This window comes from Variovorax sp. UC122_21, from assembly GCF_044056785.1.
GTDB lineage: Bacteria > Pseudomonadota > Gammaproteobacteria > Burkholderiales > Burkholderiaceae_C > Variovorax.
The window spans coordinates 551,484-574,712 of record NZ_CP172003.1; the positions used below are offsets into that span (position 1 = coordinate 551,484).

The following is a 23,229-nucleotide window of genomic DNA, read 5'->3' on the forward strand; positions in this document are numbered from 1 at the left end:
AATGACAATCCGTCTCGAAATCGTCGACCTGCGTTCCCTCGATGTCGACAGGCTGAGCGCATGGCGTCCGGAGGCCCCCGAGGATGTCTACCTCACCCTCGAGCTCGAGATCGGCGAGGCGGGCGTGTCCGGCGCGCACGTGTTCCAGCTGCTCGCGGCAACGCCCGAGGGCGTGAGAGCCCACCACGACGGCCGGGCGCTGCAGGCCTACACCTCGATGCGCCGGCGCGCCAAGGGCTTCGACATCGATGCGCTGCTGATCGTCGACCCTTACGACTGGGACACGTTGCGCGAGGCGCTGCGCCAGCGCGTGGCGGCCTGCGAACGGTCCACCTGGGCCGAGTCGCTCGACTGCCTGCGCACCCGGTTCTTCTGGGAGTACGAGGGCGTCGAGCGACGATAACGCCGCGCCTTAATCGATCGCGATCTTCGCGCGAGCGACCACGTCCTTCCAGCGCTCCAGCCCCTGCCGGATCGCCTGCGTGACCGCCTCGGGCTCGCTCGATTTCACCGCATAGCCCAGGCGCGCCAGCCGCGCGGCCAGGTCCGCATCGAGGGCCTTGCGCGTGGCGGCGCGGATCGTCGCGAGCACGGAGGCCGGCACACCGGCCGGCGCCAGCAGGCAGTACCAGACCTCGTAGTCGACCGAGGGCCCGCCGATCTCCTTGAGCGTGGGCACCTCGGGCAGCTGCGTGCTGCGCTGCGCGCCGAACACCGCGATGCCGCGCAGCCGCCCGGCCGCGATCTGGCTCGCGACCGAGGGCGAGGTGGCATAGACCATGTCGATCTGCCCGCCCATCGCATCGTTGACCGCCGGTGCCGTGCCCTTGTAGGGCACGTGCAGCGATTGCAGCGGCGAGATGGTCGAGAGGTATTCGCCCACCAGGTGCGGCGAGGTGCCCGCGCCCGGCGTGCCGTAGCTCAGCGAGCGCTTCTTCGACAGCGCGACCAGTTCCTCGAAATTCTTCGCGGGGAAGTCGGGCCGCACCGCCATCACCACCTGCGTGCTGCCGACCATGCTCACGGGCGCGAAGTCCTTGAGCGGGTCGAAGCGCGTGTTGCGGTTCACGCTCGGGTTGGTCGCGAGGTAGTCGTTGGCGAACAGCAGCGTGTAGCCGTCGGCCGGCGCGCGCGCGACGAAGTCGGTGCCCATGTTGCCGCCGCTGCCCGCGCGGTTGTCCACGACGACCGCGCGTCCGAGCAACTGGCCGAGCCGCTCCGCGAACGGCCGCGCGATGGTGTCGAAGCCGCCGCCCGGCGGGAACGGGACCACCATCGAGATCGGGCGCGATGGAAACTCCTCCGCGGCCCAGGCGCGCGGCAGCGGCGACCCGACCAGGGCCGCACCGAGTCCCAGCACGATGCGACGGCGCCGGCCGCCGGACTGAAGGTCGCGCATGCTCACAGCCTCGGCAGCTCGATCTGCAGCAGCTCGCTCGCGGCATCGGCCGTCATCGCGCTGGCCGCCTCGCCGCTGTACAGCGAAGACCGCGCCTCCCAATCGCGCCGGCCATCATCCGCGTGGCCCTTGCCGGCCAGCACGAACACGATGCTGTTCGGCGGCACCTCGATGCTCCGGCCCGCCTCGAGCGCGATCAGCGACAGCACGGTCCGCGCCTCGGAGAAGCTGCCCAGGTGCTTGCGCGCCACGCCGGGCCGCTGCGCGTCGCTCAGCCATTGCGCGGCGGAGGGGCGAATGAAGATCGGCTTGTCGTAGCGGCTCTCGGGGTAGCGCAGCTCGCGGCCGTTGATGTGCTCCCAGACGGCTTCGTAGGCATCCTGGTTGCGCGTGCCGCCCTCGGGCTTGTCGACCTTGTAGACGCCGGCCTCGAAGCGCCCTTTCTTCTTCAGTTCGGCGATGCCGCGCTGGAACGCCGCCTCCGACACGTAGCCGCTGCGGCTCGCGCCGCCGAACTGCAGCACCAGCGTGAGCGATTCGCCCGCGATGCTCTGCGGACCGTAGAACACGCCCTCGGGAAAGTAGCCGATCATGCCCGGCTTCATGACGCCATCGCGCGCGAAGTCGGCGTCGCCCTCGAGCTGCACGCGCACCTGGTCGAAGTTGTGGCGGTGGCGCGGCGAGTCGAAGTCGTTGAAGGTGTTCGAGAGCTGGAGGAAGAAGTTGCCCGCGCTGCCGTCGCGGCCGGACAGCAGCGGGTGGTAGCGGAACTTGCCGCCGCGGGCATGGGTGCGCTCGATCATCGTGAGATCGCGCAGGTTCAGAATCTGCTGCATGGAAGAACTCGTCTGCGTGTTGGAATGGCCCGCATGCTGACGCAGTCCCCGCCACAAGCCCAGCGACATTAATTCACGGCAGCGTTGCCATTGCGGCAACGCTGCCCCGCGCACCATGAAACCCCGACGCCCCCTGCTCGACCACCTGAACCTCGCCACCCTGAAGCTCGTCGCGGCGATCGAGCACGAAGGCAGCCTGTCGCGCGCGGCCGCCACCCTGCACATCGTGCCCTCGGCCGCGAGCCGCCGCATCACGCAACTCGAGACCGCGATGGGCGTCGAGCTGCTGCACCGCACCGCGCGCGGTGCCGGCCTGACCGCGGCGGGCCTGTCGATCGCGCGCTATGCGCGCGCGATGATGGAGGACGTCGACACCCTCGATGCCGAGCTGCAGAACCTGCAGGCCGGCGTGTCGGGCCGCATCCAGCTGGTCGCCTCGATCTCGGCCATCGTGCAGCACCTGCCGCAGGACCTCGCGCTGTTCCTGCAGCAGCACCCGGGCATCAAGATCGAGCTGGCCGAACACACGAGCGCGGAGATCGTCGAGCTGCTGCTGCAGCGCAAGGCCGACGTCGGCGTGTTCGTCGCCGAGGGCGACATCCCCGGCCTCAAGCTGCAGCCCTACCGGACCGAGCAGCTGGTCGTGATCCTGCCCGTGCACCACCGGCTCGCGAAGCGCAAGCGCCTGCGCTTCGAGCAACTTCTGAAGGAGGAGTGGGTGGAGCTGCCGCCCGGCACCGCGCTCGCGAGCCGCGTCGCCAAGGAAGCGCTCCGGCACGGCGTTCGGCTGCGCACGCGCATCCAGGTCAAGGGCATGGATTCGGCCAGCCGCATGGTGCAGTGCGGCCTCGGCATCGGGCTGCTGCCCCAGGCCAGCCTCGAGCAGCAGGCGAAGTTTCCGAACCTGGCCTTCGTGCCGCTCGACGAGCCCTGGGCGCATCGGATCAGCTACCTGGCGGTGCCCGCGCTGGCCGAGCCGGCGCCGGCGAGCCGGATGCTGTTGCAGGCGTTGATGGGGCTCTGAAGCGGCCTCGAGGCCGCGCGCTGCTACGCCGGCCTGGCGGCCGCCACGGCCTTGATCTCGACGAGCAGGTTCGGCCGTGCCAGCGCGGCCACGCCGAGGATGGTCCAGGCCGGGAAGTCGCTCGTGATGTGGCGTTCCTTGATCGCGCGGAAAGCGCTCAGCTGCTCGTCGATGCGCACGTGATACGACACGAGTTCGACCAGGTCTTCGAAGCCCAGTCCTTCATGCGCGAGGATCGCGCCGAGGCGCTTGAACGCGAGTTCGATCTGTTCCTCCGCGCTCTGCGGCACGGTGCCGTCGGCGTGGATGCCGACCTGGCCCGCGATGAAGACCAGCCCGCCGGCTTTCACGGCGGGCGAATACTGGAACAGGTCGAAGACCTTGTTGCTGCCGAACACGGGATCGTTGTCGGGCAGGCGCAGGCGTTGTACTTCACTCATCAGGAAATCCTCGGTGCGGGAGATGGACGGATGCCCTCGACGGGGCGTCCGGAGATTCTGTCTTCGATGGCGCCCTGAGCGCTTCATGCGGAGATACGAGCCCGCGAGGATCGCCTGCCGACACCGGTCCAAGGGCGGCCGCAGCGTTTCATCCCTGACAGGAATTGCATGCCATGCAACAGCGTCCATCGGCGACCGATGAGACCGCCTGCCCCCTCTTCCTTGGCGCTTTTGCGCGTGACGCAAGACTTGTACGCCCCCTGAAACGCGCGAATCATCGGCGCATTCCAGCACCCACGACGAGGTATCTCCATGACCGTCTCGATGTCGAAGTCGCGGCTCGATCGCCGCTTCGCCCTCACCCTCCTGCTCGGCGCGGGACTCGCGCTGTCCGCCCAGGCGCAGTCCGTGAGCTACCGCATTGCGACCGAAGGCACCTACCCACCCTGGAGCTTCAAGGATGCGCAAGGCGGCCTGCAGGGCTGGGACGTGGACATCGCCCATGCCCTGTGCGAGAAGATGAAGGCCCGGTGCGAGATCGTGGCGCAGGACTGGGACGGGATCATCCCCGGCCTCATGGCGAGGAAGTTCGACCTGATCGTGGCGAGCATGGCGATCACCGAGCAGCGCCGCCAGCGAGTGGACTTCTCGGACAAGTACAAGGAAACCATCTCGCGCTTCGTCGCCAGAAAAGGCGCGCCCGACGACACCGGCCCCGATGCGCTCAAGGGCAAACGCATCGGCGTGCAACGCGGCTCGATCCAGGCCGCCTACCTGAGCCAGAACTACAAGGCCTCGGACCTCAAGTTCTACGACACGCCGCAGGCGGCCGAACTGGACCTCGTGGCGGGCCGCGTCGACTACATCTTCGGCAACATGGTGACCTACTTCATCGGCTTCATGAAGGCACCGGAGGCCGCGAGCTTCGCCTTCGTCGGGCCCGAGCTGAAGGGCGGCCTGCTCGGCGACGGCAACGGCATCGCCGTGCGCAAGGGCGACACCGCCCTGCTCGAGAAGGTCAATGCCGCGCTGGCCGCCATCCGCGCCGACGGGACCTACGACCGCATCACGGCCAAGTACTTTCCATTCAAGCTGATGTAGGAGGCGGCACGCGGTGAACATTTTTCACGGCTTCGGATCGCAGCTGCTGCTGGGCGCGCTGGCCACGGTGCAACTCGCCCTCGCCTCGCTGGTCGTCGGATCGCTGTTCGGCGTCATCGGCTGCTGGCTGCAGTTGCGCCAGAACCGCCTGCTGCGCGGCGCGGGCTATCTCTATGCGGCGCTGATCCGCGGCATTCCCGATCTGCTGGTGGTGTTCGCGGTCTACTTCGGCGGATCGCTGACGCTCGCGAAGCTCACGGGCCGGTACGTGGAGATCGATGCCTTCGCGGCCGGCGTGTTCGCGCTCTCGCTGTCCTTCGGCGCCTATGCGGCGGAGATCGCCCGCGGCGCGCTGCTCTCGGTGAATGCCGGCCAGCGCGAGGCCGCATGGACGCTGGGCCTGTCGAAGACGCAGGCGCTGTGGACCGTGATCCTGCCCCAGGCGGCGCGCACGGCGCTCGCGCCCTTCGGCAACCAGTCCATCGTGCTGCTCAAGCAGACCTCGATCGTGTCGATCGTCGGCTGCGACGAACTCATGCGCAAGGCGGCCGAGGCATCGGGAGCCACCCGCCAGCCCTTCACGATGTACCTCGCGGTCGCGCTGATCTACCTGGTGCTGACGGGCGCCGCCACCCTGCTGCTCGAGCGCGCGGAACGGCGCGCCTCGCGCTATCTCGGAGCCTGAAGCGTGTTCGACATCGCCATCGTCTGGTCGGCCCTGCCCGCATTGGGCAAGGGCGCCTTGCTGACCCTGGAACTGACCGCGCTGGTCATCCTCTTCGGCACGCTGCTCGCGTTGCCGCTGGCCCTGGCCAAGAACGCGCGCCACGTGGCGGCCCGGTCGTTCGCGCACGCCTACATCGTGTTCTTCCGCGGCACGCCCTCGCTGGTCCAGGTCTTCCTGCTCTACTACGGCGCCGGACAGTTCCAGTCGCTGCAGGCCACCTTCCTCTGGCCCGTGCTGGGCGATCCCTTCTGGTGCGTGGTGATCGCGCTGGCGCTGAACTCCGCCTCCTACACGGGCAAGACACTGGCCGCCGCCCTGGCCGCCGTGCCCAGGGGCGCCAGGGAAGCCGCGTTCTCGCTCGGCCTGGCGCGTTACCAGGCCTTCCTGAGCGTGGAGTTCCCGCTGGCCGCGCGCACCGCGCTGCCGGCCTTCGGCAACGAGGTCATCCTCACCTGCAAGGCCACCTCGCTGGCCAGCACCGTCACCTTGCTGGACCTCACGGGAACCGCGCGCCTGCTCAGCGCGGAAACCTATGCGCCGTACGAGGTGTTCCTCGGCGCGGGCCTGGTCTATCTCGCCATCAACTACAGCCTGATGCTCCTGATGCGTCGGCTGGAACGCGCCTTCAAGCCATCGAACTGACACGAAAGCCCCTCATGAAATTCATCACCCTCGGCCCTTCGGGCAGCAACCACGAATACGTCACGCGCAACTACCTCGCGTTCCATGGCATCGACCGGAAGGCCGGCGTCGAACTCGCCGTCGACTTCGAGCAAGGCGCCCGGGCCGTGCTCGCCGGCGAAGCCGATTTCCTCGTGCAGTGCGCGGTCCACCCCGCCACGATGGCCACGGTCGCGAAGTACCTCGAGGGCCTCTACGTGGTCGATACCTTCATCTCGCCCAGCCAGGACCTGGCCATCATCCGGCGCAAGTCGGCGGCGCGCTCGGGCACGCTGGCGGTCATGGCGCCGACGCTCGACTACACCGACGCCTCGCGCTGGGACAGGATCGAGTACGTCGCCACGGTGGCGGAAGTCAGCAGGGGACTGGTCGAGGGCAAGTACGACGCGGGCCTGGGCTTCGTGTCGGTCGCCAACGCGCACGCCGATCAGCTGGTCGTCGAGGAATTCATCGGCACGGTCGACGACGCCTGGATCGTCTACGGCCGCACCAAGATCAGCGGCGGCCAGTTGCTCGCCTGGCCCGACAGCCCGGCCGCGGCGATCTTCCACGAGATGGCCTGAGGCGGCGATGAGCTCGGCATCCTCCTCCGCGGCATCGGCCATCGTGGCGGTTCGCGGACTCTCCAAGCGCTTCGGCGAACACCTCGTGCTCGACGGCGTGGACCTCGAGGTCCACGCCTGCGAGCGGGTCGTGATCTGCGGTCCCTCGGGGTCGGGCAAGTCCACCCTGGCACGCTGCATCAACGGCCTGGAGCCCTATCAGCAGGGCGAAGTCCAGGTCAACGGCATCGCCATCTCGCCCGATGCCAGCCATGCGGATCGCGTGCGTGCGAACGTGGGCATGGTGTTCCAGCAGTTCAACCTGTTCCCGCACCTGAGCGTGCTCGAGAACTGCACGCTCGCGCAGACCTGGGTGCGACGGCGTTCGAAACGCGAGGCCAAGGAGATCGCCATGGCCCATCTCGACAAGGTGCGCATGGCGGCCAAGGCCTCGTCCTTTCCTTCGCAGCTGTCGGGCGGGCAGCAGCAGCGCGTGGCCATCGCGCGGGCGCTGTGCCTCGAACCTTCGGTCATGCTCTTCGACGAAGCGACCTCGGCGCTGGATCCGGAGATGGTCAAGGAAGTGCTCGAGACGATGATCCTGCTCGCACGCGACGGCATGACCATGGTCTGCATCACCCACGAGATGGGGTTCGCCAAGGCCGTCGCCGACAAGGTGGTCTTCATGGAGGCGGGTACCATCGTCGCGACCGCGCGGCCTGATGTCTTCTTCGGCGAAAGCGCGGATGCGCGGGTCCGGAAGTTCCTGAGGCAGGTGTTCTGACCCGGGAACCGGCGATGCGAACCTGAAAGAAAGGTGCGGCCGATGCCCAGGAAGCAGATTGCTTCGCCGTTTCCGACGCTGCAGAAGCAGAGCCCGCCGCGAAGCGCGCGCAAGAAGGATTCGGCGGAGCCGAAGCGCAGCACGACCTCGATCAAGGTGGGCGTCCAGATCCGCGCCCAGCGCCTGGCCGCCGACTTGTCGGCGGGCGCGCTCGCCACCCAGGCGGGCGTGTCGCGATCGATGATGTCGCGCATCGAAAGAGGCCTGGTCTCGCCCTCGATCGAGGTGCTGGACAAGATCGCGACGGTGCTCGACGTGCCGATGTCGCGCTTCTTCGCCGACCAGGTGCGCCGGCTCGACATGTCGCACGTGCCGGCGGGCAAGGGCCTGAAGATCGAGCGCGTGGATGCCGTCAAGGGCTACCACTATGCGCTGCTCGGCCACCTGCTGTCGGGGAACCTGTTCGTCGAACCCTACCTGATCGAACTCTCCGACGAGGCCACGCCCTACCCGGCGTTCCAGCATCCCGGCGTGAAGTTCATCTACATGCTCTCGGGACGCGTCAAGTACCGCTACGGCAGCCGGACGCTCGAGGTCAAGGCCGGCGACTCGCTGCTTTTCGACGCCCGCGCGCTGCACGGGGCCGAGATACTGCGCGAGCGGCCCGTCTCCTACCTCTCGATCGTGTTCACCCTGCGCGAGTAGCGTCGCGCGGCGCCTGTATCAACGGCTCGAGCGCCGCCCGGATCCGCCGCACCGCCAGCTCGCTCGCCAGCGTCTGCGGCCCGCGCCCATAGGTGCCCGCGAGCCGGATCAGTCGCAGCTGCTCGCGCTGCAGCCGCGTCTTGAGGCGCCGCGCCCTGGCGCCGAAGACCCCGGCCCATCTCGCGACGCACGCGCCAGCGCGCCAGCGGCTGGCCCAGGCGTACCCATTCGTCGTCGCGGATCAGCTCGCGCTCGGGCACGAAGTAGGCCGCGAGCGCGTGCAGGTAGGCGCCGTTCTCGCGCGCGGCCTCGCGCCAGAACAGCCAGGCCGCGATCAGCACCGGGATGCCCTTGACCAGCAGCAGCAGCGCCATCTGGCCATAGCCGCCGTCGAAGTAGTCCTCGAGCAGCGGCGAGTTCCAGACGAAGTGCATGGCCCAGGCCAGCACGAAGCACAGCACGGCCGCGCCGATGCGCGTGACCAGCCGCCGCTCGGGATGCAGCAGGAACCACGCGACGCCGAAGGAGGCGATGGCGGTGTAGGCCGCGTGGCTCCACAGCCCGCTCATGAGTCCGCGCGTGAGCAGGTTCAGCAGCACCGGATAGACCTGGTTCTCGAGCGGGAAGCGCATCGAGGCGTTGACGGTGTAGGTCAGGTTCTCCACCACCTGGAAACCGAGCCCCGCCATGGCGCCGACGATGAGCACCGACAGGTAGGTCTGGAACTGGTTGCGCGCCACCAGCACCAGCAGCACCACGCCCGCGAGCTTGAGGAACTCCTCGGTGATCGGCCCCGCGACCGCGGCCCCCCAGGCCGCCACGAACTCGGGCGAGATCAGCTTGGCGCACAGGCTCTGGATCGCGATGTTGGCCGGCGCGGCGAAGTACACGGCGCCCATGCCGCCCCAGGCGAAGGCCAGCACGAAGGCCTCGGGCGGATGCTGCTCGAGCAGGTCGAGCGTGCGGAACACCAGCAGGAAGGCCAGCGTGTAGAGGCCCCACACCACGAGCCCCAGGAAGGCCGTGATGGGCACCACGCGAAAGCCCATCGAGAACATCTGCACGGTGTAGAACAGGCCGTTGACGATCAGCGCGCTCAGCAGCCAGAAGGCGGCGCGCCGCGGCTGGAAGAAGGAGTCGGTGCCGACCGGCCACGGCGACTCGTCGCTGTCGAAGGCGGTGGTGGCGATGGTGGTGTCGTGGCTCACAGCGGCGCCTCCAGGTCCATCGACTCGAGCATGCCGCGCGCATCGGCCATGGCCTCGTCGAGGCCGTCGCTGCCGCCGTAGACGTCGATCTGCACCAGCGACTTGCGGCGCTGGTCGACCACCTGCCAGAAGCGGCCGGCGATCTTGCTGCCGTAGTAGGCGAAGGTCTTGCCCTGCAGGCCCCACATGGTGACGAAGTCGGACACGTCGCCCTCGATGCTCAAGCCCTGGCCGCGCTCCATCAGCCGCTGCTGGCGCACCAGCGGACCGTCCGGCCCGCCGGCCCAGGGCAAGGTGGTGACGAGGAACTTGTGGTTGCCCTTGAACAACATCAGCGAGCGGCCGGCCTTCGAGCGCGAAACGTCCATCTGCCAGCCGCGCGCGGGCTCGAAGCGCGCATGGCCGACCGACACGGTCTCGCCGGCCGGCAGCGGACGCGCGCCGGGCGTGTGGCGGTCCCAGAAGATCAGGCCGCCGACATAGGCGGCGATGGCGAGGAAGACCGCGAGGGCGCCCGGCCAGGTGCGGTAGGGGATGCGGCGGGAGGGCTCGTGCATGGGGGCGATGGTGCCATGGCGCGGCGGGGGCGATTCGGCCCGCCTCCGGTGCGCGGGAGGCTGGTCGGCGCCGCGTCTTCGATGCGAACTTTTCACTTCGGCGTCAGTGTGCCGTCAGTCGTCCTATGTCATGCAGCTGCCACCGGGAGGTCATACGACCCCCGCATGATCCGCCGCGCGCCCGCCGGCCCCTTCGCAGGGGCGGCGGGCGTTTCGTCACCTTTTTCGCGGATCTTTTTTCATGATTTTTTCCCTTCCTCGCACTGCGCGCGCGACCTCGACGATCGCCGTCGCCGCGGCCGTGCTGCTGCTGTCCGCCTGCGGCGGCAGCGACAACCAGAACGCCGGCTTCTTCCCGCTGCCGCCCTCGGGCTCCAACCCCGGGCAGACCATGCCCCCGCCGGCCGAATCCGCGCCGCCGGTGCAGGTCGCGTTCATGCCCGACATCCACTTCCACGACGTCTACGCCAACTTCAAGGACGGTTCGTTTCCCGGCGTGTTCAATCAGAAGTCGGGCCGCAACGCGACGATCCGCCTGATGCATGCGCAGATGACCTCGACGCGCCTGTTCAACGAGAACTACTTCGCCTTCATCACCGCGCTCGACGACGCGGTGGCGCGCGGCGTGAAGCTGATCGCGCTGCCCGGCGACTTCTCGGACGACGGACAACCGGTGCACATGCGCGGCCTGAAGAAGGTGCTGGACGACTATGCGAACAAGCATGGCATCCAGTTCTTCGCGGCCCCGGGCAACCACGACCCGAACAAGCCGCTCGAGCGCGCGGGCGGCAAGGCCGACTACCTGGGCATCGACCCCGCGACCAACCGTGTCGGCGCGCCGCAACCGATCTACAGCCGCGGCGGCAACGGCGACTGCGCGGCGTCCAACTACAGCGGCGAATGGGCCAAGGTCAACGGCAGCTACTGCACCGAGGAAGTCAAAGAACAGGGCTACGCGGGCATCACCGAGGCGCTCGACCAGCACGGCCTGATGCCCAAGGCTGGCTACCGCTATTTCGAGACGCCCTACAGCAGCTACAGCTACCAGAACTACGACTTCGCGAAGGCGAAGGAGCAGGCGGCCTGGAGCAAGCGCACTTTCGAGATCTGCGCGCAGGGCGCGGGCGGCACCTACAAGAAGGACGGCTACACCTTCTGCCATGACGTGCCCGACACCAGCTACCTGGTCGAACCGGTCGAAGGCCTGTGGCTCGTGGGCATCGATGCCAACGTCTACGTGCCCACCGGCACCGGCCCCAACGACTTCAACGGCTCGGGCGACGCCGGCTACAACAAGATGCTGACCCACAAGCCGCACGTCATCGCGTGGCTCAAGGACGTGGTGGCACGCGGCAAGAAGCAGGGCAAGCAGGTCGTGGCCTTCAGCCATTTCCCGATGAGCGAGTTCTTCAACGGTGCCTCCGACGACATCATCGCGCTGCTCGGCGCGGGCAAGATGCAGATGGTGCGCCGTCCCGCCGAGGACGTGACCAAGGCACTGGCCGACACCGGCCTGCAGGTGCACGTGGGCGGCCACATGCACTTCAACGACACCGCCGTGCGCAACTACGACGACGGCCATGGCCTGGTGAACATCCAGGCACCGTCGATGGCGGCTTACGTGCCGGCCTACAAGCTCCTGACCTTCAAGGACGCGACGCACATCGACGTGCAGACCGTGCGCCTGGACAACGTGGCGCGCTTCGACGAGCTGTTCGACCTCTACCGCGAGGAACACCGCTTCTTCACCGACTTCCCGGGCCGGCTGCCGGGCGGCAGCAACGGCGTGCTGTGGGACAAGACGGTGCTCGACGCGAAGAGCTACGGCGAGTTCAGCACGCGCTACATGTCGGAACTGGTGCGCCTGCGGCTGCTCAACGACGACTGGCGCTGCGAGATGCGCGAACTGGTAAAGAGCCCGATCTACGGCTCCGACCTGCTGGTGCTGTCGCAGCTGCAGACCAAGGTCACGCTCAAGCAGCTGGGCAACACCGGCAACCGCGGCCTGCTGAGCAGCGCCTTCTTCTCGTGCCTGGGCGACGCCGGCGGCGACGGCAGCGCGCAGCAGGCGGCCTATGCCAAGGACTACGCGGATGCGGAAGCCAGGGCGCGCGCGCTCGCGGGTGCCAACGGCATGCGGCTGGAGGACTTCAACCAGTGGAAGGCGATCGACCTGGCGGGCGACTTCGTGCGCCTGGCCAATGCCGGCGACCTCGCGTTCACCGACATCCCGGCCGACCGCGCGCGCCAGTACAAGCTGATCGCCCAGGCGCTCGAAGGCACCCACACCGCGCTGGCGCTCAACGGCAGCCAGCAGGTGATGAACGACAACCCGGCCCATGCGGTGTTCCAGGCGCGCTTCAAGCCGCTGATGCAGATCCTGCTGAAGCTCGCCAAGGGCGCGCCGACGCAGCACTTCGTGATCGATCTGCGGACCAACAAGCTGACCGACATGACGTCGGCACCCACCCCCTTCTGACGCGCATCGAAGACAGAGCCAAGACATGACATCGAAGAACAACATCCAGCGCCGCGGCCTGCTGCTCGGCGCGGGCGGCGCGCTGCTGGCCGGTTGCGGCGGCGGCGGAAGCAGCGGCGGCTTCCCCTTCGTGCCGGCACCCGCGCCTGCACCCGCTCCCGCACCGGCGCCCGCGCCGGTGGCCGAACCCGAGGTCACGGCCCCGACGCTGACCGGCCGCGCCGTGCTGCCGGCCGACAGCTACGTGGCCGGCCCGACCTCGGGCCAGTTCATCTCGGGGCGGCGACTACACGCGCGCCAAGGACACCTACGGCTACACCCTGCCCTTCCAGGGCAAGCAGCCGATGCAGGGCTTCTCGGCGCTGGTGCCCAGCGGCATGCCGGGCGTCTTCTACGCGATGCAGGACAACGGCTTCGGCGGCCGCGCCGCCTCGCCCGATGCCCTGCTGCACATCTACGCGGTGAAGTTCGACTGGGCCAAGGGCCAGGTGATCCCGGCCAACTTCCAGACCGGCGAGACACTCGCGTCCTTCAGCGAGCAGAGCTACATCCGCCTGAGCGACCCCTATCGCAACCTCGGCTATCCGGCCGTGGCCGACATGGTCAACTACCCCGGCGCCTCGGTGTCGCCGGCCGGCCAGACGCTGGCGGTGGACCCGACGATCGTCTCGGGCCGACTGCTGACCGGCTACGACATCGACCCCGAGTCGCTGCAGATCGATGCGCAGGGCAACTTCTGGATCGGCGACGAGTTCGGCCCCTTCCTGCTGAAGTTCGACCGCCAGGGCCGGCTGGTCGCGCGCGAGGTGCAGATGCCCAACCTCGCGAAGATCGGCGCCAATCCACTGGTGCAGACGCCGAACAACCCGTACATCCAGTCGAACGCCTCGGTGGCCAACCTCGGCGGTTCGGGCGGCCTGGAAAGCATGGCGATCAACGCCAGCCGCACCAAGCTCTACGCGATGTACGAGAAGGAGATGAACGGCGACAACGCGCAGCGCCGCATCATCAGCGTGTTCGACCTGGCCTCGCAGAACTTCGAGCCGCGCGTCTACGCCTACAAGGTCAGCACCGGCCAGCGCATCAACGGCGACGGCAACCTCGAGACCGAGGTCTACAGCGTCAACGACATGGTCGCGATCAACGACACCGAGTTCCTCGTGGTCGAGAAGGACAGCGGCGCGGGCGACGTGCGCAGCGGCAAGTTCCCGGCCTCGGGCACCTGGCGCAACGCGGCGCGCTTCAAGCGCGTCTACAGGATCGACCTCGCGCAGGTCGACAGCAGCGGCTACCTCGAGAAGGAAGAAATCGTCGACCTGATGGCGCTGAAGGACCCGAAGGGCCTGGGCGGCGACGCCACCATCGACGGCGTCTTCGCCTTCCCGATGGAGTGCGTGGAGGTGGTGACGATCGCCGACGCGCAGACGCTGATGCTGGTGAACGACAACAACTACCCCGGCGGCTCGCCCTCGCGCCTGCCGAACAAGGTGGACGGCAACGAGTTCATCCGCATCCGGCTGCCGAAGCCGCTGGCGCTGCCGCCCGCGAAGGCTTGAGCGCGCGCGGCGCGGGGATCGCGATGCGCCGCAGCGCCACGGCCGACACCACGGCCAGGGCCGCGATCCCCGCGGCCGCCACGGCGGACGACACGCCGAGCCCGGCCACGAAGGCGTGCCGGGCCTCGTCGAGCAGGCCCGCGGGCAGGCTCGGCGCGAGCGAGGTCGCGGTCCAGAGGCCCTCTTCCACCGCGCGGGCCGCCTGTTCGGGCAGCTCGCGCGGCAGGTGCTCGGCGATGCGCGAGCGGTAGACCACGGTCGTCAGGCTGCCGAAGATCGCCACGCCGAGCGCGACCCCGAGCTCCTGCACCGTTTCCGACAGCGCCGAGGCCGAGCCCGCATGGGCGGCCGGTGCCGCGCCGATCACGAGGTCGGTGCCCAGCGCGGCCAGCGTTCCCAGCCCCAGGTAGATCAGCGAATATCCGGCCACCGCCCAGCCCAATCCCTGCGTTGCTGGCATCACCGGCAGCAGCGCGAGCAGGCCATGGCCCAGCGCCGACAGCGCCAGCGACGCGGCCATCACGAAACCCGGGCGCACGCGCCGCGCGACCAGCGGCGCGCCGATGCCGGCCACCAGCATCGCGAGCGCGGGCGGCGCCATCCACAGGCCGGCCGTTACCGGCGGCAGGCCGATCACGAGCTGCAGGTACTGCGTCACCAGCAGCAGCGCGCCGCCGACGCCGGTCAGCCCGACCAGCAGCACGCCGAGCGCGACGCTGAAGCTGCGGTCGGCGAACAGCCCGATGTCGAGCAGCGGATTCGCGAGCGCACGCTGGCGCCGCACGAACGCGATCGCGCAGGCGATGCCGAGCAGCAGCGCCAGCGTGGTGGCGAGGCCCCAACCGCTCTTCGCGCTCTGCTTGACCACATAGACCAGCGGCAGGATCGCCGCCAGCGACAGCGCGACGCTCGCGAGGTCGAGGCGCGCGCGTTCCGGTGCGCGGTACTCGGGCAGCAGCAGCGGCCCGCCGATCCACAGCAGCAGCACCACCGGAATGGCCACCAGGAAGGCCGAGCCCCACCAGAAGTGCGCAAGCAACAGGCCGCCGACCAGCGGCCCCGCGGCCATGCCGAAGGCGAACATGGTCGCCCGCACACGCCGATCGCCAGCGCGCGCTGGCGCGCATCGAGGAACATGTTGCGGATCAGCGCCAGCGTGGACGGCATCAGCGCCGCGCCCGCGATGCCGAGCAGGGCCCGCGCGGCGATCAGCAGGTTGACGCTCGGTGCGAAGGCGGCCAGCACCGAAGTGACGGCGAAGGCCGCGGCGCCGATCAGCAGCAGGCGGCGGCGCCCGATCGCATCGCCCAGAGCGCCCATCGTGACCAGGAAGCCCGCGATCATGAAGCCGTAGGCGTCCATGATCCACAGCGCCTGCGTGGCGCTGGGCTGCAGGTCCTCGGCCAGCCTGGGCAGCGCGAGGTAGAGCAGCGTCACGTCGAGCCCGAGCAGCATCGTGGGCAGCGCGAGCATGGCGAGGCCGGCCCATTGGGCGAGGCCCGCGCGCGCCGGCGGCGTTGTCGCAACGCTGTTGCCGTTGTGCTGGTTGAGACCGAAAGCCATGCGAGCCACTCCTGAATGATGAAGGAGCGATCATTCTGGGAACGGATCGGCAACAGGACAATATTTCCTCTCATGCTATTACTGGCAGCAATACGCAAGGCGGCGCGCCATGGCGTCTAGATCGCTCGACCGCACGCGCACCGAACTCTCGGCCTTCCTGCGCGCCCATCGCGAGCGGCTCGCGCCCGCGGACGTGGGCCTGCCCAGCGGCGGACGGCGCCGCACGCCGGGCCTGCGCCGCGAGGAGGTGGCCGCGCTCGCGGGCGTGGGCATCACCTGGTACACCTGGTTCGAGCAGGGCCGCGAGATCGGCGTCTCGGAAGCCTTCCTGCTGCGCATCGGCAAGATCCTGCGGCTCGACGATGCCGAGTGCTGCCACCTGTTCCTGCTCGCGCAGCAGCGGCCGCCCTCGGCCGAGGCCCATCACTGGCCGAGCATCCCGCCGCTGGTGCAACGCATGATGGACGAGCTGGTCGCGCGCCCGGCCTACGTCACCAACCTGCGCTGGGACGTGGTCGCGTGGAATGCCGCGGCCGACCGGCTGTTCGGCTTCTCGGGCCGCGAGCCCGCGCAGCGCAATTTCCTGCGCCTGGCCTTTGCCGATCCCGAGCTGCGCCGGCGCCTGCCGGAGTGGAAGGAAGATGCGCCGCGCCTGCTGGCCGCGTTTCGCCGCGAGCTCGCGGTCGCGCCCGACGATCCCGCGATGCTGGCGCTGGTCGATCAGCTGCGGCGGCTGTCGCCCGACTTCCGGCGCTGGTGGGACACGCCGCGCGATCCGCAGCCCTCGCGCGGCATCTCGGCCCTGCTCGACGAAGGCCGGCGCGTGGCCTTCGAGCACGAGGCGCTGACGGTCGACGAGTACCGCCACCTGCGCATGGTGGTGTACTTCGAGGACCGCGCCGGGCCGCTCAGCGAGACGTCGTCGCCGGCCGCGCGGGAATCCACGCCACCAGCGGCGCCAGCCAGCGCGGCCGCCAGCTCAGCGTGAAGGTCACGGCGAGCGCGGCACCCGCGAGCGCCATGAACCAGACCAGCGAGGCCATCGAGACATGGTCGACGCGCAGGCACAGCAACAGCGACACGAGCAGGCAGGCCGCGCCCAGCACGCGCAGCACGCGCGCCATGCGCACCGGGTAGGCCGTGCCGGGGCGCGCCTGCTCCCAGTGCACGTCCATCGACAGCGCGAACAGGCCCGCGCCCACGAGGTTGGCCGCCAACGCGGCCGCGAGCATCAGGGCCTCAGACACGGGCCACCGCCGATGCGTTCGAAGCGGCCACGGTGGAGACGGCGGTCGCGCCGGCACGGCGCCGCAGCATGCGCGCCGCCACCACGGCCAGCGAGGCCGCCGCGAGCACCGACAGGTCGACGCCCGCCACCGGCCAGTAGCCACTGCCGATGGTGCGCAGCAGATGGTCGCCGGTGGTGATCCAGTTCAGCAGCACGGCGGCCACGCCCAACAGCGCCACGGCCCAGCACTGCTCGGCCCAGGCCGGCGCCAGGCGCCCCTGCGCCGTGGGCGCGGTGCGCCACAAGCCATGGATCAGCGAGGCCAGCCAGGCGCCCGCGAAGACGCCGATCTCCCAGTTGCCGCGCAGCGGCAGCTCCGCCGGCAGCAGGCGGTTGGCGACCAGCATGGAGAAGGTCGCGACCAGCAGGCCCGGCACCGTCGCGACCGCGAAGGCATCGACCCAGCGCGCGCCCTGCAGGCCCTGCTTCGCATGCTGGCGCTTGCGCTTCTCGACGAAGAAGATGAAGCCGGTGGCGATGCAGGCGCAGCCGGCCAGCCCGCCCAGCACGTAGAACCAGCGCAGCAGCCAGTGCCTGAAGTGCTGCAGGTGCAGGCCGGTGAGGAAGTCCTTGATGCCCGCGACCACCGTGGGCGCCGGGTCTTCGCGGATCACTTCACCGGTCGCGCCGTTGAAGTGGATGCCCTCGCCCGTGAGCGTGACCCGGTCGGTGCCCGCGCGGTAGACGCTGACGTAGGCGTTGGCATCGTTCACGTGCTGCACGTTGAGCATGCCCACCTCGCCCGCCATGCCGCGGCTGGCCCAGCGGCGCTGGGCCTCGGCCACCATCGCGTCGACCGAGGCCAGCGTGCCCGGCGTGCCCGCGCGGTCGTGCGGCAGGCCGGTCTCCTTGGCCTCGAGCTTCTCGTGCAGTTCGTGCAGCGGCTCGAGCTGGGTGTGGCTCACGGGAAAGTAGACGCCCGCGAACACCACCAGCCCCGACAGCGCGAAGATGAAGTGGAAGGGCAGCGCGACCACGCCCGTGAGGTTGTGCAGGTCGAGCGCGCTGCGCTGCACGTGCTTGGCCGGACGGAAGGTGAACAGCTCGCGGAAGATCTTGCGGTGCATCACCACGCCGCTCACCAGCGCGATCAGCATCACCAGCGCCGCGAAGCCGACGATCCAGGTGCCGAGGTTCAGCCAGTTGATGTGCAGGCTGTAGTGCAGCGGGTAGAAGAAGTCGCTGCCGATCTTCAGGCGGTCTTCCGACAGCGTCTTGCCGGTGCGCGGGTCGATGGTGGCGTAGCCCCAGACCGCGTCTTCGGGGTCCTTGGCATTGGGCAGGATGAAGCCCGAATAGATGCTCAGCACCGGGTCGCGGTGCGTGGTGTAGGCCAGCCACTGCTTGGGCTCGAAGCTCGTCGCCATCGGGCCGTTCACGCGCGAGCGCGCCTGCTCGATGTTGGCGGGGGCGGGCTTCACCTCCTTGAACAGCGGCAGCAGCACCTGGTCGAACGAAGGCATGCGCTGCGGCTCGAAGCGCGTCTCGGGGATCGCCCAGCGGTCGATCTCGCGGTCGAACACCGACAGCGAGCCGAAGAAGAACACGACCATCAGCACGAAGCCGAGCACCAGCCCGAACCAGGTGTGGAGCCAGGCCATCGAGAGGCGGAAGTTCTGGAACACGGAAGTCTCTCCTCGCGGGGGAATGGGTCGATTCAGGTTGGGTCGGGTCGGGTCGGGTCAGAGCAGCGCCCGCTGCACGAGCGATGCCGCCGCCGTCATCGACAGGCCACCGCCGGCCAGCACCAGCCATACGCGCTTGATGTTGGCGGCCGAGAATGCCCAGAGGAACGCGACCAGGAACACCAGGAAGGCCAGCATGCTGGCGAGCGACTCGGCATCGTGGAACGGCATGCCCGCGGCGAACAGCAGCCCGATGCCGAGCGCGACGAAACCCCACGAGAACGCATAGCCGCCGACCACGGCGGCGCCGATGCGGGAGACGATCTGCAGGGCGGGGACAGCGTTCTGGGCCATGGTTTCTTCGACGGGGTGGACGACGGGGGCAGGCGCGATGCCTTGCCGGTGCCAGCCTCGTTTCAGCGGGCGCGCAGGCGCGGCCGTCCGAGGCAATTGATAGTCGTTCTCATTCTATCAAGCGCGTTCGGGCGGGCCCGATCTCGTCACGATCCGAAGGACATTCGACTCGAAGCGGCGCTCAAGGTGTCTGCTGCGCCGCGTGCTTGACGCGCAGGATCTCGACGATGCGCGCTTCGTGCAGCACGCGATAGAACACGATGTAGTTGCGATGCACGACCAGCTCGCGCACGTGGCTCGGCAGACCAGGTCTTCCGCTGCGACCGAGTTCAGGGTGCTGCGCAAGGGGCAGGGTCTTGTCGCGCAACTCCTGGCCGAAGCTGCGTGCACGCGCGGGGTCGTCCTTGCCGATGTAGCGAACGATGGCACGCAGATCGTCGACCGCCTTCGGCCGCCACTCGATGCGGCACCGCGTCATGCGCGTTTCTTCGCGGCGGGCTTTCGTGCGGCCGTCGGGGCCGCGATGTCGGCTTCGATGAGGGCCATCACTTCATCGTGCGAAAGATTCGGCCGGGGGTCGTCGACGGCCTCCTGGATTTCCGCGGCCAGCCACTCGTTGTAGGCCGCGGCTTCGTGCGCCTTGCGCAGGGCTTGCGCACGGTTGTCGGTGGAACGCTCCACGGGTTCGCGCTCGGCCGGATTCCACTCGCTGGCATCGAACTGCCCGACGGTGATGCCCAGGTCGCGCAGCACGCTCAACGCGGTGGCCGGATTTCCGAAGCGGCGCGGCTCGGTGCTGCGGGCCTTCGCCAGAACGGCACCGCCGCCGTTGCGCGTGGCGATCTGAACGAGAAACGCGCCCCCCTGCCCCTTGAGCGTCACGCTCGAAACACCGCCAGCTTCGGTGGCGGTGCGGAGTTGCTCCAGGGTCATGCTTTGCATGGTGCCTCCTTGCATTCAAACAACGTCCATTGTGCAAGACTTGTTGAAATCGTGCAAAGCGCGGCGCCGGATCAAGGCCCCCATCACATCTTCAATTGCGTCAGTGCCCAGGCCACCATCGCCAGCTGTGCCACGTTCACCAGCATCCCCGCGATGTGCAGCTTGCGGAACGCGACGATCGAGGCATCGACGCCCGGGATCGTGCCGCGCAGCGCGTCCATGCGCGGGATGATGATCCAGCCCCGCAGGGCGAAGGCCAGCCCGCCGATGACCGCGGCCCCGAGCGCGAAGACGAGCTTGCCCGACCAGACATAGCTGAGCGCCGCGGCGCTCGCCGTCAGGATCACCGCAACGTAGTAGACGTTGAACAGGCCGCGGATGAAGCGTCCGTCCAGCGGCGTGTCGTGCTTGAGCACGAGCAGCGGCAGCGAGCCCATCATGAAGAAGCCCATCCAGACCAGCAGGACGACGGTGGCGGCGAGTGCGACGACGATAGGGAGCATCGGGATCCTCCGCGACCTCGCGGCGCTTGCCGGGGCCGAGGCGGACTGTAGCCGCTCATGCACGCATTGCGAAGGCGTCGACAAGCCGGCTTTCGTTGGCTGCGACGCTGCCTCAGAAGCCCTTGGGCTGGCTCCTGGCTTCCAGAATGGCCGACTGCAGCTTGCGCTTCACCACCCCATCCTGCAGGTCGAGCCGTCCGCGCCGCGGATACCTCGGCGTCTTTCCGGGCGCGGGCGCGAACCAGGCGTCATCGAAGGGAAGACGATGATGATTGACCAGATCGAACTTGGTTGCCTTGGTCAGGCCCGTCTTTTCGCTGGCCTCGATGACAAACTCTCCCGGGTACACCATCGAGGTGTTCTGCGAGGTGGCATACGCGACCACCACCACCGAGCCGCTCGGGTCGTCGGCCGCTTCTTCCACCTGCAGCACCAATGCCGGACGGTTCTTGGGACCGGGAACGCCCACCTGCTGCGGAAAGCAGCATTCGACGATGTCCCCGAGCCGCGGCCGAGGCTTCCAGTAGAGCCCGCTCACAGCAGCGAATCGATGACCTTGCCCTTCTTCCTCGGTTCGGCCTGCGCGATGGCCTGATGCTGCGTCTTCGTGAGCGGAACCAGGCGCTCTCCGTCCTGCTCGACGAAGACCTCGTCTCGCAGTCTTGCGAGTGCGTACAAGACCGTCTGCGTTTCGTTGAAGCCCAGCTTCTTGGCCAGCGCACGCAACGCGTCTCTGGACACTGTGGTCAGCGTGTCTTCCTTGAAGTTCAGCTTCAGCGATTGCTGGTTGGTGGCGGCGGACATCGTGGCCTCCGAGAGGAGCAAAGAATACATATTTTATATGTATCGAATAGGCATCTCAAGGCTGCCGTCATTCGCTCAGGCCGTCATCCCCCCATCCACGTTGTAAACCCCACCCGTCACGAAGCTCGCCTGCGGCCCCAGCAGCCAGAACACCAGGTTCGCCGCCTCCTGCGCGGTCGCCGCGCGTCGGAGCGGCTGGTTCAGGAAATGCTGCTTCAGCGCGGCCTCGGCCTGCGCCTCGGTGCGGCCGTCGACCAGGAAGGTGCTGCGCAACAACGGCGTGTCGATCGGCCCCGGGCAGATGGCGTTGATGCGGATGCCGAGCGGCGCGAACTCGAGTGCCGCCTGCTGCGTCATGCGGATCACCGCGGCTTTCGAGGCGCCGTAGACGCCGAGCCCGGCCTCGGCGCGGCTGCTGCGCTGGCCCGACACCGAGGCGGTGTTGACCATGGTGCCGCCGCCCTGGTCGCGCATCGCGCGCGCCACGGCCTGCATGCCGAGCAGCACGCCGCGCACGTTGACCGCGAAGATGCGCTCGAAGTCCTCCATGCGGAACTCGAGCAGCGAGGACTGCGGGCCGACGATGGCGGCGTTGTTGTGGAACAGGTCGATGCGGCCGAACTTGCGCAGCGCCGTGTCGACGTAGCGCCGCACGTCGGCCTCCTGCGCGACATCGGCCGCGACGCCGATCGCATCGCGTGCATCGAGCCCCTCGAGCGCGCGCTGCAGTGCCGCCTCGTCGCGGTCGACGATGGCGACGCGCGCGCCGGCCTCGAGCAATTGGCGCGCGAGCGCAAGCCCCACGCCGCTGGCACCGCCGGTGACGACCGCCACCCGGCCTTCGAACACGGGCGCGCTCATTGCAGCGTGACCTCCAGCGCGCTCGGCGCGCGAAACACGAAGGTATGCAGGTGCGTCGCGCGATCGGGCTCGACCAGCCGCATGCGCGGGAAGCGCTTGGCGAACTCCTCGAACACGATCTTCATCTCAAGCCGCGCGAGCGGCGCGCCCAGGCAGAAGTGCACGCCGTTGCCGAAGGTGAGCTGCTTGCGCGCATTGGCGCGGCGGATGTCGAAGCGCTGCGGGTTCTCGAACACCTCCTCGTCGCGGTTGGCCGAGGCGAAGGACAGCACGATCGGCGCGCCCTTCGGGATCGTCACGCCACGGAACTCCACGTCCTCGAGCGCAATGCGGCGCCAGCCGATCACGGCGCCCGCATAGCGCATGCCCTCCTCCACCGTGTTGGTCGCGAGCGAGGGATCGGCGCACAGCGCCTCCCACTGCTCGCGATTCTCGAGCAGGCTGCGGAAGGTATTGGTGAGCTGGTTGGTGGTGGTCTCGTGGCCCGCGAAGGCAACGCCGAAGGTGTGGGTGATGATCTCGGGAATGGTCATCACGGCGTCGTCGGCATTGCGGATCTCGAGCATGCGGCTGGTGAAGTCGTCCTGCGGATGCTTCTCGCGCTCGCGGACCATCTCGGTGCAGTACTGCCAGAACGCCACCATGTTCCGCGCGCCCTCGAGCTGCTCGGCATGGGTGGCGGGGCTGAAGTCGATCACGCTGCGCGCGCCGGCCCAGTGCTTGACGCTCGGGATGTCCGAATCGGGAATGCCCAGCACCTTGAACACCACCTGCGCCGGCAACTCGTAGTTGACCTCGCGCAGCAGGTCGACGGCATCCTTGCCCTCGACGCGGTCGATGGCCTCGTTCACGAGCCGGCGGATGTGGCCGTCGAGCTTGACGAACTCGCGCAGGTTCAGCACCTGGCCGGTCACGCCGCGGATGCGCTTGTGCACCGCGCCGTCGAGGCTCGAGTGGCTGCCGGTCTGCGCATAGCCGCCCTCCTTGAGGATCGCCTGCGCATCGGGATGCATCGGCGTCACGGGCCGCGTGGTGTTCTGCGACGAGAAGCGCGCGCCGTCGTGCAGCACGCTGTAGACGTCGGCGTGTTTGGTCAGCACCCAGTAGCCGATCTCCTCGCACCAGAACACGGGCTCGTCGCGCCGCTGGGTCTCGAAGGCCGCATGCAGCTCGGGGCTGAAGTAGGGCTTGAAGTCGGCGGACGGCGAAGTCCCCGCATGAAAGGGGCAACCGGCAATGGCATTCATCGG

At 68.6% G+C, this 23,229-nt stretch carries 27 protein-coding genes and 1 pseudogene; 11 read left to right on the top strand and 17 right to left on the bottom strand.

Going from position 1 to position 23,229, the window contains the following annotated elements; translation table 11 throughout:
• Position 1: 1 nt before the first annotated feature.
• A complete protein-coding gene (locus tag ACHMXE_RS02815; protein WP_395346715.1) occupies positions 2-403 on the top strand; it encodes an Imm8 family immunity protein in 402 nt (133 codons plus the stop codon).
• A 9-nt stretch (positions 404-412) separates the two neighbouring features.
• Here ACHMXE_RS02815 and ACHMXE_RS02820 read toward each other — a convergent pair whose 3' ends face one another.
• Complete coding sequence (locus ACHMXE_RS02820) at positions 413-1,399, bottom strand: Bug family tripartite tricarboxylate transporter substrate binding protein (protein WP_395346717.1); 987 nt, start codon at positions 1,397-1,399, stop codon at positions 413-415.
• A 2-nt stretch (positions 1,400-1,401) separates the two neighbouring features.
• Positions 1,402-2,235 (bottom strand): hypothetical protein, encoded by an 834-nt coding sequence (locus ACHMXE_RS02825; RefSeq protein WP_395346718.1) that lies wholly within the window; start codon positions 2,233-2,235, stop codon positions 1,402-1,404.
• Between the two features lie 115 nt (positions 2,236-2,350).
• On the opposite strand from ACHMXE_RS02825, the gene ACHMXE_RS02830 reads away from it, so the two are divergent.
• A complete protein-coding gene (locus ACHMXE_RS02830) occupies positions 2,351-3,259 on the top strand; it encodes a LysR family transcriptional regulator (RefSeq protein WP_395346720.1) in 909 nt (302 codons plus the stop codon).
• 23 nt (positions 3,260-3,282) lie between these two features.
• Here the strand turns inward: ACHMXE_RS02830 and ACHMXE_RS02835 are convergent, their stop codons facing one another.
• The gene (locus tag ACHMXE_RS02835) at positions 3,283-3,699 is read right to left on the bottom strand and encodes a RidA family protein (protein WP_395346721.1); all 417 of its coding nucleotides are present in this window, start codon (positions 3,697-3,699) and stop codon (positions 3,283-3,285) included.
• 312 nt (positions 3,700-4,011) lie between these two features.
• On the opposite strand from ACHMXE_RS02835, the gene ACHMXE_RS02840 reads away from it, so the two are divergent.
• From ACHMXE_RS02840 to ACHMXE_RS02865, 6 genes are all read left to right on the top strand, one after another.
• Positions 4,012-4,800, top strand: coding sequence for an ABC transporter substrate-binding protein (locus ACHMXE_RS02840; RefSeq protein ID WP_395346722.1), 789 nt, complete (start codon positions 4,012-4,014; stop codon positions 4,798-4,800).
• 13 nt (positions 4,801-4,813) lie between these two features.
• Entirely contained in the window at positions 4,814-5,485 is a 672-nt protein-coding gene (locus ACHMXE_RS02845) for an ABC transporter permease (protein ID WP_395346725.1), read from the top strand.
• 3 nt (positions 5,486-5,488) lie between these two features.
• Complete coding sequence (locus ACHMXE_RS02850) at positions 5,489-6,169, top strand: ABC transporter permease (protein ID WP_395346726.1); 681 nt, start codon at positions 5,489-5,491, stop codon at positions 6,167-6,169.
• A gap of 14 nt (positions 6,170-6,183) precedes the next feature.
• On the top strand, positions 6,184-6,771 hold the full coding sequence (locus tag ACHMXE_RS02855; protein WP_395346727.1) for a hypothetical protein: 588 nt from the start codon (positions 6,184-6,186) through the stop codon (positions 6,769-6,771).
• 7 nt (positions 6,772-6,778) lie between these two features.
• Positions 6,779-7,534, top strand: a complete 756-nt coding sequence (locus ACHMXE_RS02860; RefSeq protein ID WP_395346728.1) for an amino acid ABC transporter ATP-binding protein — start codon at positions 6,779-6,781, stop codon at positions 7,532-7,534.
• A gap of 183 nt (positions 7,535-7,717) precedes the next feature.
• A complete protein-coding gene (locus ACHMXE_RS02865) occupies positions 7,718-8,239 on the top strand; it encodes a helix-turn-helix domain-containing protein (RefSeq protein ID WP_395347411.1) in 522 nt (173 codons plus the stop codon).
• Here ACHMXE_RS02865 and ACHMXE_RS02870 read toward each other — a convergent pair.
• Positions 8,206-9,447: a PrsW family intramembrane metalloprotease gene (locus ACHMXE_RS02870; RefSeq protein ID WP_395346729.1), complete on the bottom strand. Its 1,242-nt coding sequence runs from the start codon at positions 9,445-9,447 to the stop codon at positions 8,206-8,208. The genes ACHMXE_RS02865 and ACHMXE_RS02870 overlap by 34 nt on opposite strands.
• A complete protein-coding gene (locus ACHMXE_RS02875; RefSeq protein WP_209539904.1) occupies positions 9,444-10,004 on the bottom strand; it encodes a hypothetical protein in 561 nt (186 codons plus the stop codon). The genes ACHMXE_RS02870 and ACHMXE_RS02875 overlap by 4 nt, the downstream gene beginning before the upstream one ends.
• A 241-nt stretch (positions 10,005-10,245) precedes the next feature.
• On the opposite strand from ACHMXE_RS02875, the gene ACHMXE_RS02880 reads away from it, so the two are divergent.
• Positions 10,246-12,483 (top strand): metallophosphoesterase, encoded by a 2,238-nt coding sequence (locus tag ACHMXE_RS02880; protein WP_395346731.1) that lies wholly within the window; start codon positions 10,246-10,248, stop codon positions 12,481-12,483.
• A gap of 344 nt (positions 12,484-12,827) precedes the next feature.
• Complete coding sequence (locus ACHMXE_RS02885) at positions 12,828-14,039, top strand: esterase-like activity of phytase family protein (RefSeq protein ID WP_395346732.1); 1,212 nt, start codon at positions 12,828-12,830, stop codon at positions 14,037-14,039.
• Here the strand turns inward: ACHMXE_RS02885 and ACHMXE_RS02890 are convergent.
• Both ACHMXE_RS02890 and ACHMXE_RS02895 read right to left on the bottom strand, forming a co-directional pair.
• Positions 13,987-15,123 carry an MFS transporter gene (locus ACHMXE_RS02890; RefSeq protein ID WP_395346733.1) on the bottom strand — a complete coding sequence of 379 codons (1,137 nt, stop codon included), beginning with the start codon at positions 15,121-15,123 and terminating at the stop codon, positions 13,987-13,989. The two genes, ACHMXE_RS02885 and ACHMXE_RS02890, sit on opposite strands and share 53 nt — an antisense overlap.
• 71 nt (positions 15,124-15,194) lie before the next feature.
• Positions 15,195-15,602 (bottom strand): annotated as a pseudogene (locus ACHMXE_RS02895) (MFS transporter); the annotation flags it as partial.
• 109 nt (positions 15,603-15,711) lie between these two features.
• On the opposite strand from ACHMXE_RS02895, the gene ACHMXE_RS02900 reads away from it, so the two are divergent.
• Complete coding sequence (locus ACHMXE_RS02900) at positions 15,712-16,590, top strand: helix-turn-helix transcriptional regulator (RefSeq protein WP_395346735.1); 879 nt, start codon at positions 15,712-15,714, stop codon at positions 16,588-16,590.
• Here the strand turns inward: ACHMXE_RS02900 and ACHMXE_RS02905 are convergent.
• From ACHMXE_RS02905 to ACHMXE_RS02950, 10 genes are all read right to left on the bottom strand, one after another.
• Positions 16,511-16,849, bottom strand: a complete 339-nt coding sequence (locus ACHMXE_RS02905) for a DUF3325 domain-containing protein (protein WP_395346736.1) — start codon at positions 16,847-16,849, stop codon at positions 16,511-16,513. The genes ACHMXE_RS02900 and ACHMXE_RS02905 overlap by 80 nt on opposite strands.
• Positions 16,842-18,515 (bottom strand): PepSY-associated TM helix domain-containing protein, encoded by a 1,674-nt coding sequence (locus tag ACHMXE_RS02910; protein WP_395346737.1) that lies wholly within the window; start codon positions 18,513-18,515, stop codon positions 16,842-16,844. Before ACHMXE_RS02910 ends, ACHMXE_RS02905 begins: the two co-directional genes overlap by 8 nt.
• Positions 18,516-18,572: 57 nt before the next feature.
• A complete protein-coding gene (locus ACHMXE_RS02915) occupies positions 18,573-18,869 on the bottom strand; it encodes an iron uptake protein (protein ID WP_395346738.1) in 297 nt (98 codons plus the stop codon).
• 181 nt (positions 18,870-19,050) lie between these two features.
• Positions 19,051-19,347 (bottom strand): type II toxin-antitoxin system RelE/ParE family toxin, encoded by a 297-nt coding sequence (locus tag ACHMXE_RS02920; RefSeq protein ID WP_203206850.1) that lies wholly within the window; start codon positions 19,345-19,347, stop codon positions 19,051-19,053.
• Complete coding sequence (locus ACHMXE_RS02925) at positions 19,344-19,811, bottom strand: hypothetical protein (protein ID WP_395346740.1); 468 nt, start codon at positions 19,809-19,811, stop codon at positions 19,344-19,346. Before ACHMXE_RS02925 ends, ACHMXE_RS02920 begins: the two co-directional genes overlap by 4 nt.
• Positions 19,812-19,894: 83 nt before the next feature.
• The gene (locus tag ACHMXE_RS02930; RefSeq protein ID WP_203206848.1) at positions 19,895-20,314 is read right to left on the bottom strand and encodes a hypothetical protein; all 420 of its coding nucleotides are present in this window, start codon (positions 20,312-20,314) and stop codon (positions 19,895-19,897) included.
• Positions 20,315-20,426: 112 nt separating this feature from the next.
• A complete protein-coding gene (locus ACHMXE_RS02935) occupies positions 20,427-20,852 on the bottom strand; it encodes a type II toxin-antitoxin system PemK/MazF family toxin (RefSeq protein ID WP_281081556.1) in 426 nt (141 codons plus the stop codon).
• On the bottom strand, positions 20,849-21,118 hold the full coding sequence (locus ACHMXE_RS02940; protein WP_395346741.1) for a hypothetical protein: 270 nt from the start codon (positions 21,116-21,118) through the stop codon (positions 20,849-20,851). The genes ACHMXE_RS02935 and ACHMXE_RS02940 overlap by 4 nt, the downstream gene beginning before the upstream one ends.
• Before the next feature lie 75 nt (positions 21,119-21,193).
• The gene (locus tag ACHMXE_RS02945) at positions 21,194-21,979 is read right to left on the bottom strand and encodes an SDR family NAD(P)-dependent oxidoreductase (protein ID WP_395346743.1); all 786 of its coding nucleotides are present in this window, start codon (positions 21,977-21,979) and stop codon (positions 21,194-21,196) included.
• Positions 21,976-23,226 (bottom strand): cytochrome P450, encoded by a 1,251-nt coding sequence (locus ACHMXE_RS02950; RefSeq protein WP_395346744.1) that lies wholly within the window; start codon positions 23,224-23,226, stop codon positions 21,976-21,978. Before ACHMXE_RS02950 ends, ACHMXE_RS02945 begins: the two co-directional genes overlap by 4 nt.
• Positions 23,227-23,229: the final 3 nt, after the last annotated feature.